We start from the raw sequence: 12,618 nt of genomic DNA, 5'->3' as shown, positions 1-12,618 counted from the left end.
CATACGTACAGCATGCTGTACAGGCGTACAGCAGGATCGAGAGACGTCAGACGCCACGTCGGCCCCGGTCCATCGAAGGACCGAGGCCGACGGGCCGGTTGTGGTGCTCTTGGGCTGCCTGCTGTCAGGCCGCGAACTGGCCGAGGCGACCGGTGGCGGCCGCCGTCGTCCCGGCCGTGCGGACGGCCGGGCCGGACTCGGCTGGGCCGGACTCGGCCGCCGCGCCGCCGATGTTGATGTCCGAGCACAGGTAGTACGGCTGGTCGAGGTGGGAGGCCTGCCAGATCGTGTACAGGACGGCGCGACCGCTGCGGCCGGACAGGTCGACGTCGGTCTCGTACGTGCCCTGCGAGGGGTAGGGGTCCGTCTCCTTGACGAGGTCCAGGTCGTCCCAGCCGAGCGCCTCCGTCATCGGGTCGAAGCCCGCCTTGGAGACGTAGATGCGCAGGTAGTCGGCGCCGTGCCGCGCCTGGTCGGTCAGGGTGAGGTGGAACTGCTGGGAGACGTCCTTGGCGACCCACTCACCCGGGGTGTCCAGGTAGTCGTAGCGCGGCGACTGGGTGCGGCCGCCCGAGCAGAGCTGCCCGTTCGGGATGACCGCCTCGTGGTTGCCGCCGACGTTCTCCCGGTACAGGCCGTTCCAGTTCCACATGGCGTTGGGGTCGGCCTGCCACGCGCCCCAGCACATCGGGTCGAGCTCGGCCATCTCAGGGTTCAGGTGGTCGCTGCCCCAGCGCTCGAAGCAGCCGTAGTTGCGGGTGGGCGGGTCGGTCACCGAGCCGTGAGCGGCGGCGGGGGCCGCCGTGATGGTGTCCGCGGTGACGGCTGCGACCATGGCGAACGGCGCGACCAGGGCCATGGTGACGGCCAGCGTGAGACTGCGCTTGTGCGCTCGGATGGACATGGGTTCCTCCAGGTGCTCGGGCGGGTGCGCCTGGCGGAGCCCGCCACGACGCGTGCAGGAACCACTGTCCGGAGGTGGGGCGGGCGAAACTACCCGCTGAAACGATTAGGGCCTGGCCGCTGTCGTTCGTCCGGGCTGACGGCGCGACACGCGCCGACGGAGGGATCGTCAGGTCCTGTTTCGCGGGGTGGAACGCGCTTATGGTCGAGGAAACCGAGTGCCTTGGAGGTTCCGCATGGCCGTCACCGATCCGCCCGCCGCAGTTCCCGCCGCGATCCAGGAGTTCATCGACGCCACCAACGCGGGTGACACGGAGCGATTCGTCGCGGTGTTCACCGACGACGCGTACCTGAACGACTGGGGGCGTGAGTTCCACGGCCCGGACGGGATCCGGAGCTGGGACAAGACCGACAACATCGGGATGCAGAGCCACTTCGACCTGGTCGCGGTGGAGCCCGGGGCCGCGCCCGACGAGTACACCGTCACCATCAAGGTGACCAGCAACCGGTTCAACGGGACCGGGCCGTTCAAGGTCCAGCTGCGTGACGGGAAGGTCGCGAGCCTGGTGCTCAGCTGACGCGGGGCGCGTATCCACGCCCGACGCGTCCGCAGCCCGTCAGTCGACGCAGAACTCGTTGCCCTCGATGTCCTGCAGCGTGATGCACGACTCGTTCTCCCCGTCGGCATACTGCGTCAGCACGTGTGTCGCGCCGAGCGCGATCAGTCGTGCCGCCTCGGCCTCGAGTGTGGCGAGGCGCTCCGCACCCACGAGCCCGGTGCCGACTCGCACGTCGAGGTGCACCCGATTCTTGACGACCTTGCCCTCGGGAACGCGCTGGAAGTACAGCCGCGGACCCGCGCCCGTGGGATCGACGCAGGCGGACCACGCACTCCGGTCCTCGGGCGGCAGCGAGAGGTTGTAGTCCTCCCAGGTGGCGAACTCCTCCGGCGGCGGCGGTACGACGTACCCCAAGATCTCGCACCAGAAACGAGCTACACGCTCGGGTTCTGCGCAGTCGAACGTGACCTGGAAGTGTTTGACGGACGCCATTTGGTCACCCTACTGGCGCGTGCCGTCGGTCTCGCCAGCTTATTTCCGGGCCCAGCTGCCGTCGGCCAGGAGAACCGCGAGTATCTCGGTCACTCGCTGGGCGTTGTCCGGGTCCGGGCTCGGATGCCGGGCGGCCAGCACGAGCAGCTCACGCGTCGGCTGGGAACCGACGGTCGCTGGGCGGCACCCCAAGAAACTTTGCTCTGGGCGGGAAATAGTACTGTTGGTGGAGTGAGGGGCAATAGCCCTGAGAAGTGGACCCGAGACCCGTTCGGACGGACGTGGCGCTCGGGTTTCGCGCTCTCGGGAAACCGATGAGGTCGGCGGGTGACGAGCAACGGGTGAAGTCCGAGCCCCGGAGGCTGTGGCGTGGCGCTCGTGCACTAGGTTCGCCACGTGGAACGGCAAGGACGTAGCGACCGTACGAAACGCCGGACGAAACTCCGGGGTCTCGTCTTGATGGTTCTCGGGTTCGGGGGCCTCGTCATGGCCGCCATGCGGTTTGAGTCACGTACGGCAGCCCTTGTCGTCCTCACCTTGTCCCTGGTCCTGGTAGGCCTGGCTCTCCCGGTGGTATCCGCAGTGCATCGACGTCGGTTCAACATGATGGTTTCGAACGTCAGACGTCGCCGCCCTCGGGCCCGCCTGGTGCCTGGCGTGATCGGCAAGAACATGGCCGGTCTGGCGCGCAGCTACGGCGCGTCCGGGGACGACTGGGTAAAGCCAAACCGGGGGCTCATGGTGCTCGCGGTTCGACGTAACAATGTCGAGGTGTGGGGTGTCGGTGACGCCAGACCGCGCTGGAGGGTGCGTCGAGTTCCCGGTGCCGTCTCAGTCGTGAGCACGGAATTCCGCGTGCAGTCCGTGAATCAGACGTTCGAGCGTGAGGAACTTTGGGTTGACGACGGCGAGAGATCAGTGCGGATCGTCCCCTTGTACGCGATGAAGTGGAAGCCGGACGTACGCGCGGATCTTGAACGGGCGCTCCGAGATCTTGGTATAGCGCCCGAAGTGGTGCGCCGGAAGAACCGGATCGAAAGCGTGGCATGAAGGAAGCGGCTCGTGCCCGTCAGGGTTGAGGGCCAACGCCGTGATGCGGGTGCACCGCGAATCCGTCGGCAGCCCAGTTCAGCATCCCGATGTCCTTCTCCGAGTCCTTGATCGCCGCCGTGTCACGGTCCTCGACGCCGAGCTCCCTGCGAACACTCTCCAGCGCAGTCGCCTCTGAGGTCCTCGATCTTCTGCGTACCCGCGTTACGTCGACCCGCTGTTCGGGCCGGCGCAGGCTCCACCAGATGCGTCATTGGTCCTACGCCAGGCACTACACGGCGGGAGCGGATGCCTCCCGGATCTTCTCCAGTGCGATCGACCACCACGTGTCCGACTCCCGAAAAGCGTGCGGGTCGCGGTCGATGAGGATTTCCGCGAGCTGACTGGCTTCCTGCTCCCTTTCCGCCGTCGACGAAGGTTCCGGGGCGCTGTCTCTCAGCGCGATGCGGTAGAGGAATTCGGGATCGTCCGCACATGCCACCAGATCACGAGCGGCACGACGACCAGCTCAAGCACGAGCGCCCCGATGAACACCGGGTGCGGCCAACCCGTGACAGCGACGGAGATGAGCCGGGGGATGGCGCCGAGCGACGCGATCGCGAGGATCACGCGCGTCACGTCGGCCCGCTGCTCAGGCCGGCGCAAGCTCCACCAGATGAGCAGTCCTGCGGCGAGCCAGAACACGTTGATGAACCGGTACTCGCCGTCAACGGTGGAGTTCACCGCTTCACCACCGGGCAGTGCGCCCGGCCCGCCCACGATCCCGAGGAGCCCGCTCAGCACGGGCACGGCGCCGAGCACCGCTATGACCACTATCAGTGTCCGACGACCCATGCGGGCAGTCTGGCACGGGTGTCCGGTTCGCCCCTGATTTCGGCTCCGAGGGGCGCGGCCTCACCAGGTCCACGGGTTCAGGTCCCGTCGCTCACCCCCACATGGCAACCTCGGCCCCGAGCTCCAGCCCCTCATCGGTCGCCCGCGCCGACGAGATCGTCACCTGGCGCTCGCCCTCGGGGAACGCCACGCCGTCGACCAGGCGGTCCAGCTGGGCGTTGCCGAGCTGGTCGGCCACCGCGGCCATCGGCAGGGTGATCCCGGCGAGCCGGACGGTGTCCGCGCGGAGCACCGCCTGGCCGCCCTCGGCCACCACCGAGAGGAGCACGTCGACGCTCTGCTCCCGGCCGGCGATGGAGAGCGGCACCTGCGCGACCAGGCCCCCGGACTCTGACGCGACCTGGAGCCCCTGCAGCTGCGTGACGGACCGTGCCGTGTCGGTGAGCGCCTCGGGCGAGACCTCCACCCGCAAGGTGGCCTGCCCGGTCGCGACCTGCCAGAGCGCGGGCGTGTCGTCCCGCGTCACCGTGACTCCCGCGGGCAGCTCCGCCGCGGCGGCCTCGATCCGGCTGTCGATGGCACCGCGCAGCACCACCTCGCCGACCACGCCGAGCAACACCAACCCGCCGACCACGGAGGCGGCGGCGATGATCCAGCGACGACGAGGGCGGCGAGGTGTGCTCGGAGTCATGGGCTCCATTTCACCCCATCGACATGCCCAACCGATGGCGAACCGCTGGGCATCACGTGATGGGTCTCATCGGGACGGCCGCCGGACGGTCATCGCATACGCGCTCACCCAGGCGCGTGCGTCCAGGTCGCGAGGCAGTGCACTCGGCCCGACGGCGTTCTCGCGCGCCCAGCGCCGGACGTCGCCGCGCGCGATCCCGTGCCGCACCAGCACCTCGTGCACGCCCCGGCCGGGTCCGCTGAACACGGCCGCGGCGAACCGCTGGTAGCGGCCCATGCCAGTCACGGGCACCAGCGGTTCAGGTCGGCGGTCGATCACGAGCAGCCCGGCGTCGACGCTCGGCCGGGGCCGGAAGGCGGCTGCGGGGACCCGCCGGTCCAGCTCGAAGGTGAACCACGGCCACCACTGGGCGGTCAGGAGCGTGGTCCCGCCGACGGCGGCGCGCTTGCGCGCGACCTCCCACTGCGTGATCAGCAGGGCCCGCTGCCAGCCGGCCAGGGTGAACAGGCGCCGCAGCACGGGGGTGGTCAGGTGGAAGGGCGCGTTGCACACCAGGTCGTAGGTGCCCGACGGCGGCGCGTGGCGCAGGATGTCGTCCCGCGTCACCGTGACGTTGCCCGGGACGATCCGGCCCAGCCGGCCGGCCGAGCGCGGGTCGATCTCGACCGCCTCGACCGGTCGGCCCAGGCGCGCCAGGGGGAGAGTCAATGCGCCTCGTCCGGCGGCCCACTCGACCAGGGGCCGGTCGGCGGCGGGGACGAGGGCGACCACGCGGTCGATGACCTGCCTGTCGACCAGGAGGTTCTGGCCCAGCTCGTGGGCGCCGCCCGGATAGTCGTGGGCGTTGTCGGTCGGGGCGCTGCGGGAGGTCGGGGCGCTGCGGGAGGTCGGGGCGCTGCGGGAAGTCGGGGCCGTGCGGGAGGTCGGGGCGCTGCGGGAAGTCGGGGAGGTACGGGAAGGCGTACGGGATGAACGGTCGCGCGACATGGTGTGCTCCGGAAGTCGTCGGTACTTGAGTTCCGGGCAGCACAAGAGCGCCGCCCGGCGGAAGCCGGCGGCGCGGGGCACGCGCTGGGTGTGAGTGTGCGTTCCGCGCCGCTAGCGGGCGGAACGCTCTCTGATCATCGCGTTCATGGTCATGGCATTCATCGCGGGCGACCCTACGAGCCGTCCTCCGGAGGGCGCCAAGGGTTTTCTTCCCGGCGGGCAACAAGGTCTCCGCGCAGGCTTGACACGACGATCCGGCCGATGGTCGTATGACGCCACTGTTAACGCTCACATTCTCGCGAGGTCACCGTGCAAAGAAGCACTCGTCCTTCCCGCCTGCCCATACGCGCGGTTGCCGCAGGCGCCGTCGTGGCACTGCTCGGAAGCCTGATCCCATTCCTCCCCGCAAGCGCTACGGCGGCCCACGCGCACGCGGCCGCCACGGAGACCACGATGTCCGTTGCCACTGCCCTGCCCGATGAGGCGCCCACCGCCGAGGACCAGACGGCCGCCGACGCGGCGGCCGCCGAGCTGACCGTCGTGCACGCCGACGACGTGCGCGGACACCTCACTCTGCCGACGTCCGGGCCGGACGGCGCGACGGTCACCTGGGCGTCGTCCGACCCCGCCGTCGTCGCCACCGACGGCGTCGTCCACCGCCCGGCGCACGGCGCGGGGGACACCCAGGTCACCCTGACCGGCACCGCCGCCGTCGGCGGTGCGACCGCCGTCCGCGACATCGTTCTGACCGTGCGGGAGCAGCCGGAGGCTGCGGCGTACGAGGGCTACGCGTTCAGCTACTTCACCGGCAACTCGATAGCCGGCGAGAAGATCTACTTCGCGGCGAGCCGCGGCAACGACGCCCTGACGTGGGACGAGCTCAACAACGGGCAGCCGACGCTCGAGTCGACCCAGGGCACACTCGGCCTGCGCGACCCGTTCCTGATCCGCTCGCCCGAGGGTGACCGCTTCTTCCTGATCGCGACCGACCTCTCGATCGGCCGCAACGGCGACTGGGACGCCGCGCAGCGGCAGGGCAGCAAGTACCTCGAGATCTGGGAGTCCACCGACCTGATCAACTGGTCCGCGCAGCGGCACGTGAAGATCTCGCCCGACACCGCGGGCAACACCTGGGCGCCGGAGGCCTACTGGGACGAGTCGCTCGGGCAGTACGTCGTGTTCTGGGCCTCGAAGCTGTACGCCGCGGACGACCCGAACCACACCGGGAACGCGTACAACCGGATGCTGTATGCGACCACGCGCGACTTCGTGACGTTCAGCGAGGCGCAGATCTGGCAGGACCGCGGCGAGTCGCGGATCGACTCCACGGTGATCAGGGAGAACGGCACGTACTACCGCTTCACCAAGGACGAGGGCGGCGGCGGGACCGGCTGCTCGGACATCATCCAGGAGAAGTCCGACTCGCTCACGGCGGTCGACCTGCCCGGCAACCCGGCGTGGGCGTTCATGGACGCCTGCATCGGCCGCGACGCCGGCACCTCCGCCGTCGAAGGGCCGACCGTCTTCAAGGCCAACCCGGGTGACACCTCCGGCTCGCCGTACTACCTGTTCGTCGACGAGTACGGCGGCCGCGGCTACATCCCGCTCGGCACCGCCGACCTCGAGAGCCCGAACTGGCAGGTGGCGCCGTCGTACCGCCTGCCCGCCAGCCCGCGCCACGGCACCGTCATCCCGGTGACCGGGGCCGAGCTCGCGGCGCTGCGCGAGGGCATTGTGGTCCAGGAGCCGCCCACGCCGGTCGTGGCCGACGAGAACGGCCTGGTCGCGCAGTACGACCTCGACGAGACCTCGGGCACCGTCGCGACGGACAGCACCGGCCACGGTTACGACGGCGTCGTCAGCGGCGACGCCACCTGGGTAGACGGCGCGCTCAACCTCGGTGGTACCAACGGCCACGTGAAGCTGCCGGACAACATGATGGCCGGGCTCGACGCCATCACCGTCTCCTCGAAGGTATGGATCGACTCGACGCAGGCGACCCCCTACTTCATCTGGGGCCTGGGCAACACCGACGGCGGCGGCACAGGCAACGGGTACCTCTTCACCACCGGAAACAACTACCGCTCCTCGATCGCCAGCGGGAACTGGTCCACGGAGCAGACGGTGGCCTCCGGTTCGGCGCTGCCCCGCGGGGCCTGGAAGACGCTCACCTACACGCTCCAGGACGGCACCGCCACGCTCTACCTCGACGGCGCCAAGGTCGGCGAGAAGACCGGCGTCACCATCGAGCCCGGCGACATCGGCGAGGGCCGGACCACTGCCAACTACATCGGCCGCTCCAACTACACCTCCGACAAGTACCTCAAGGGCAAGGTGCGCGACTTCCGCATCTACAACCGCGCCCTGTCCGCGCACGAGGTCCGGGAGCTCGGGGCCGACCCGACCGCCATCACCGGCGTGCAGCTCGCCGACCTCAAGGTCCCGGCAGTCATCGACGCCGCGACGTCGTCCGTGACCCTGCCGGTGACCCCCGGCACGGACCTGACGGCGCTGGAGCCGGCCTTCCAGGCCGTGTCCACGTCGACGGTCTCGCCGGAGGTCACGGGGCCGGTCGACCTGTCGAGCCCGAAGACGTTCACGGTCACGGCCCAGGACGGCACCAGCCGGAGCTGGACGGTGCGGGCGGTCGAGATGCGGTCGCCGGTCCTGCCCGGGCTCTACGCCGACCCGAACATCGTGAAGTTCGGCGACTTCTACTACATCTATGCGACGACGGACGGCGTCGCCGGCTGGGGCGGCAAGGACTTCTACGTCTGGAAGTCGACGAACCTGGCCGACTGGGAGCGGTCCGCCGAGCCGTTCCTCACGCTCGACGGAGCGAACGGCGACGTGCCGTGGGCGACGGGCAACGCCTGGGCGCCGACCATCATCGAGCGTGACGGGAAGTACTACTTCTACTTCTCCGGCCACAACCCGACGTACAACCGCAAGACGCTCGGCGTTGCCGTGGCCGACAGCCCCGAGGGCCCGTTCACCGCGCAGCCGACAGCGATGATCCTCAACAACGAGGCTGTCACGTCGGGCCAGGCGATCGACCCGGCGGCGTTCCAGGACCCGCAGACCGGCAAGTACTACCTGTTCTGGGGCAACGGCGGGCCGTCGAACGGGCCGGTCTACGCCGAGCTGAGCGACGACATGCTGTCGATCAAGCAGGACACGCTCGCGCGGATCGGCGGCCTGACCGACTTCCGCGAGGGCAGCTTCCTCAACTACCGCGACGGGCTCTACCACCTGACGTACTCGATCGACGACACCGGGTCGGCCGACTACCGGGTCGGCTACGCCACGGCCACCAGCGTCCACGGACCGTGGACCTACCGCGGCGTCATCCTGGAGAAGGACACCAGCCAGGGCATCCTCGGGACGGGGCACAGCTCGATCGTCCAGGTGCCCGGGACCGACGAGTGGTACATCGCCTATCACCGGTTCGGGATGCCCGGCGGTGACGGGACCCACCGGGAGACCACCATCGACCGGCTGTCCTTCAACGCCGACGGGACCATGAAGAAGGTCGTGCCGACGCTCACGAGCGTCGACCCGCTGACCTACGACGGCGTCCAGCCGCAGGCCCTGCGGCCGCCGAAGGTGCGCGGCGGGACGACGGTCGGCTCGACGCTCACCGCGACGCCCGGCACCTGGGACAAGGACGGACTGACGTTCGCCTACCAGTGGCTGCGCGACGGCACGCCGGTCGCCGGTGCTACCGGCAAGACGCTCCGGCTCACGAGCGCCGACGTCGGGCACCGGTTGGCCGTCCAGGTGACCGCGTCGCGTCCGGGCGCGTTCCCGGGCTCGGCGGTCTCCGACGCCAGCGCCACGATCAAGGCCGACTGCGACAAGCGAACGGCGGTCTAGCGCTTGGTTGTGGGCGCGATCATTGCGGCTGAAACGGGCGTGTAGTCGCAACGGTCCCGCCCACAACCAAGGGTTGGGGGCGGGATCGTCAGCGGCCCACGACTCGGGTCTCCCAGGCCCACGCCGCGATCTCCACGCGGTTGCGCAGCCCGAGCTTGGCCTGGATCGCGGCCACGTGACCCTTGACGGTGCTGAGCGAGATGAACATCTCGGCGCCGATCTCCAGGTTGGTGCGGCCGTGTGCGATCGCGCGGACCACCTCGGTCTCCCGCTCCGAGAGCGGCCGGGCGGCGGATCTGCCGCCCGGCCGGCTCGGCCCGCCCCGGCTCGGCCTGCCTGACTTGCCTGACTTGCCTGGCTGGCCCGCCGCGCCTGACTGGCTTGCCGGGCCTGACTGGCTCGCCGGGCCGGGCAGGCCGGGCGCGGCGGGCGGAGCGGTGGTCAGGTGCCGCAGCAGCCGTACGGTGACCGACGGCGAGACCAGAGCGTCGCCGGCGTGCGCCGCACGGACTGCCTCGACCAGGAGGGCGGGCCCGGCGTCCTTGAGGATGAAGCCGGCCGCGCCGCCGCGCAGCGCTCCGTAGACGTACTCGTCGAGGTCGAACGTCGTGACCACGATGACCCGGAGCGGGTCGGCGACGTCGGGCCCGGCGAGGGTCCGGGTGACCTCGATGCCGTCCAGGCGTGGCATCCGGATGTCGACCAGGCATACGTCCGGCCGCAGGCGTCGGGCAAGGGTTACCGCCTCGGCGCCGTCGGACGCCTCGGCGACCACCTCGATGTCGGGCTGGTCCTGGAGGATCAGGCGCAGGCCGCTGCGGACCATCGGCTGGTCGTCGGCCAGGAGCACGCTGATCGTCATCGGGTCTCCTCGGCGGGCACGGGCAGGGCGGCCCGGACCGTCCAGCCGCCCCCTGGACAGGGCCCGGCCTCCAGCGCGCCGCCGAGCGTTTCGACACGTTCCCGCATCCCGATCAGGCCGTACCCGCCACGGGTCGGGAGCGCGGGCTGGAGCGTCGGGTGGAGCCCGGCGGCGTGCGGCGCGTCGTCGGACACCTCGACGGTGACGCCGGCCGGGACGTTGCAGACGCTGACGGTCACGGTCCGGGCGTGCGGTGCGTGGCGGGTGATGTTCGTGAGCGCCTCCTGGACCACTCGGTGGACGGTGGTCGTCACTTCGGGCGGCCACGCGGGCCCGCCGTCGGGCAGGCTCAGGTCGATGCTGTGGCCGCGGGCCTCGAATCTGCGCACGAGCGTGCCGAGCGCCTCGGGGGTGGGCGCGATGGGGGAGGCGTCGTCGGCGTCGCGCAGCAGGCCGACGACGCGGCGGAGCGACGTGAGGGCGTCCGACCCGGCCGCCTCGATGTCTTCCAGGGAGCTCGCGAGCTGCGCCGATCCGGTCGATGCCGATCCGGTCGGTGCCGGTCCGCTCGACGTCCGGCGGGCCACGATCTGCGCGGCTTGCGCCTGGACGACGATGCCGGTGATGTGGTGCGCGACGACGTCGTGCAGCTCGCGCGCCATCGCGAGCCGCTCTTCGTGGCGCACCCGCTCCACCGCCGCTTCTCGGCGGGCGACGAGGAGCCGTCCCCCGAGGCCGGCCGCGACGGCCGCGAGCCAGCCCGCGGCGTTCACCATCGGGACCGGGGTGGCCCCCTGCGGGAACGGCGTGGCCGCGAGCCAGGAGCCGATCACCACGACGAGGCCGCCGCCGGCGACCACCGCGGCCCGCCGGGTCGGGAGCGTGCGGATCCCGGAGGCGACCAGGACCGCCAGCGCAAGCGCCATGGCGGGCGCCGGCTCCTCGGGGAGACCGGCGAGCCGTGCGACGAAGATGGTCGCCGCCGCCACGCCGAGGCCGCCGAGCGCCGTGCCGAACCGGCCTCGGCGACGCAGGAGCGCGAGCGCGCCGACCACCGTTCCGGCGCTGAGGCCGAGCACCCAGGAGAACCCGCCCCAGCTCGCGGCGAGTGCCGCGGCGGTGAAGAGAAGCAGGGCGGCGAGCAGGAGGCCGAGGAGAACGTCCCCGACGATCCTGGTCAGCGCCGCTCCGCGTCCGGTCGTGTGCACGCCGCTCAGGTTACGAGGGTGGGCGGCGTGGGTCGCTCGGTCGTGTGTTCATCCGTCTGCTCGGTCGTCGGGTCGGTCGCCCGCAGGGGCGGACGGCGGAGCCAGGTGGCCCAGCGCCACGCCCACTCCAGCGGCCCGTACCGGAAGCGGCGCAGCCAGAGCGTGGAGAACAGCCACTGAGCGGCGAGCACCGTGCCCGCGATGACGAGCACGGTCTTCGACGACCAGCGTTCCGGGTGGCCGACGACGTTCGCCACGCCGAGCACCAGGGCGCTGGCGGTCAGGTAGTTGGTCAGCGCCATCCGCCCGAGCGGCGCGAACACGGCCCGCAGCGCCCGACGCGCGGGGGACCGCAGCAGCACCAGCAGCAGGCAGACGTAGACCCCGGCGATCAGCAGTCCGGCGACCGCGAAGACGATGCGGTAGCCCGGCGCGTCGATGTCCCCGGCGCGTTCGAACGAGGCCTGCGCCCAGACGGCGGGCGCGGCTGCCGCGGCCAGCACGAGCGCCAGCAGGGCCGGGACGCGGGTCGAGTCCTCGATGCGGCGGGTCACGCCGTACCGGGTCAGGGCCGAGCCGAGCAGGAAGAGACCCGGCACCATGGCGTAGTGGCCGGCGCCCAGCAGGATCGCCGCCGCCAGGCAGACGGCGGCGAGGCCCGCGACGGCCCACCGCGGCAGCCAGGTGGACGGCAGCAGCACGAGCAGCCCGACCGCGGCATAGACCGTGAGGATGTCGCCGGCCCAGAGCAGGAGCATGTGCGCCAGGCCGATCGCGAGCAGCACGAGCAGCCGGCGCAGGAGTACCAGCCGAGGCCGCGCGGCGCGGGTCGTTGCCGAGTCGACGAGGAGCGAGAACCCGACGCCGAAGAGCAGCGAGAAGATCGGGAAGAAGCGCTGGTCGACGAGCAGGTGCAGCCAGTCGACAGCACCGTTCCCGGGAGTCGTGAGTGCGGTGGTCACCGGCGCGTCGGACGCGACGGACGCGCTGATCGGGATGACGTTGGCGACCAGGATCCCGCACAGCGCGAAGCCGCGGATGACATCGAGAGCGACAAGACGGGACCGGGCAGGGGGCGGTTCGGCCGAGGTTGTGGGCATGCCTTCATGCTCGACGCCGAGCCGCCGGCCGCGGTACCGGCCAAAAGTACCTTTC

The 12,618-nt window shown here is 70.7% G+C and carries 12 protein-coding genes; 3 read left to right on the top strand and 9 right to left on the bottom strand.

What is annotated here, in order from left to right; genetic code table 11:
• Positions 1-124: 124 nt before the first annotated feature.
• Positions 125-904, bottom strand: a complete 780-nt coding sequence (locus C8K30_RS03200; protein WP_199230317.1) for a lytic polysaccharide monooxygenase — start codon at positions 902-904, stop codon at positions 125-127.
• Between the two features lie 235 nt (positions 905-1,139).
• Between C8K30_RS03200 and C8K30_RS03195 the strand changes: the two genes are divergently transcribed.
• The gene (locus C8K30_RS03195) at positions 1,140-1,481 is read left to right on the top strand and encodes a nuclear transport factor 2 family protein (protein WP_108491401.1); all 342 of its coding nucleotides are present in this window, start codon (positions 1,140-1,142) and stop codon (positions 1,479-1,481) included.
• A 39-nt stretch (positions 1,482-1,520) separates the two neighbouring features.
• Here the strand turns inward: C8K30_RS03195 and C8K30_RS03190 are convergent, their stop codons facing one another.
• Positions 1,521-1,955: a VOC family protein gene (locus tag C8K30_RS03190; RefSeq protein ID WP_108491400.1), complete on the bottom strand. Its 435-nt coding sequence runs from the start codon at positions 1,953-1,955 to the stop codon at positions 1,521-1,523.
• 657 nt (positions 1,956-2,612) lie between these two features.
• Between C8K30_RS03190 and C8K30_RS03185 the strand changes: the two genes are divergently transcribed.
• Complete coding sequence (locus C8K30_RS03185) at positions 2,613-3,005, top strand: hypothetical protein (RefSeq protein WP_146197311.1); 393 nt, start codon at positions 2,613-2,615, stop codon at positions 3,003-3,005.
• 19 nt (positions 3,006-3,024) lie between these two features.
• Here C8K30_RS03185 and C8K30_RS31770 read toward each other — a convergent pair whose 3' ends face one another.
• From C8K30_RS31770 to erm, 4 genes are all read right to left on the bottom strand, one after another.
• Positions 3,025-3,240 (bottom strand): HAD hydrolase family protein, encoded by a 216-nt coding sequence (locus C8K30_RS31770; RefSeq protein ID WP_369939341.1) that lies wholly within the window; start codon positions 3,238-3,240, stop codon positions 3,025-3,027.
• A 200-nt stretch (positions 3,241-3,440) separates the two neighbouring features.
• Positions 3,441-3,839: a DUF4345 domain-containing protein gene (locus C8K30_RS03175; protein ID WP_108491398.1), complete on the bottom strand. Its 399-nt coding sequence runs from the start codon at positions 3,837-3,839 to the stop codon at positions 3,441-3,443.
• 91 nt (positions 3,840-3,930) lie between these two features.
• Positions 3,931-4,530 (bottom strand): hypothetical protein, encoded by a 600-nt coding sequence (locus C8K30_RS03170; protein ID WP_146197310.1) that lies wholly within the window; start codon positions 4,528-4,530, stop codon positions 3,931-3,933.
• A gap of 66 nt (positions 4,531-4,596) precedes the next feature.
• The gene (gene erm, locus C8K30_RS03165; protein WP_108491396.1) at positions 4,597-5,517 is read right to left on the bottom strand and encodes a 23S ribosomal RNA methyltransferase Erm; all 921 of its coding nucleotides are present in this window, start codon (positions 5,515-5,517) and stop codon (positions 4,597-4,599) included.
• A 453-nt stretch (positions 5,518-5,970) separates the two neighbouring features.
• On the opposite strand from erm, the gene C8K30_RS03160 reads away from it, so the two are divergent.
• Complete coding sequence (locus C8K30_RS03160) at positions 5,971-9,393, top strand: family 43 glycosylhydrolase (RefSeq protein ID WP_233256946.1); 3,423 nt, start codon at positions 5,971-5,973, stop codon at positions 9,391-9,393.
• A gap of 88 nt (positions 9,394-9,481) precedes the next feature.
• On the opposite strand, the gene C8K30_RS03155 is transcribed toward C8K30_RS03160, so the two are convergent.
• Genes C8K30_RS03155 through C8K30_RS03145 form a run of 3 tightly spaced genes read right to left on the bottom strand, consistent with a single transcriptional unit; the run spans position 9,482 to position 12,563 of the window.
• Positions 9,482-10,255, bottom strand: coding sequence for a response regulator transcription factor (locus C8K30_RS03155; RefSeq protein WP_108491394.1), 774 nt, complete (start codon positions 10,253-10,255; stop codon positions 9,482-9,484).
• Positions 10,252-11,463, bottom strand: coding sequence for a sensor histidine kinase (locus C8K30_RS03150; protein ID WP_199230316.1), 1,212 nt, complete (start codon positions 11,461-11,463; stop codon positions 10,252-10,254). Before C8K30_RS03150 ends, C8K30_RS03155 begins: the two co-directional genes overlap by 4 nt.
• 5 nt (positions 11,464-11,468) lie before the next feature.
• Positions 11,469-12,563, bottom strand: coding sequence for a DUF418 domain-containing protein (locus C8K30_RS03145; protein WP_108491393.1), 1,095 nt, complete (start codon positions 12,561-12,563; stop codon positions 11,469-11,471).
• Positions 12,564-12,618: the final 55 nt, after the last annotated feature.

Source organism: Promicromonospora sp. AC04 (genome assembly GCF_003058225.1).
GTDB lineage: Bacteria > Actinomycetota > Actinomycetes > Actinomycetales > Cellulomonadaceae > Promicromonospora.
Note: the sequence above shows the minus strand (reverse complement) of the source record. Positions and strands in the feature narration are given on the sequence as shown.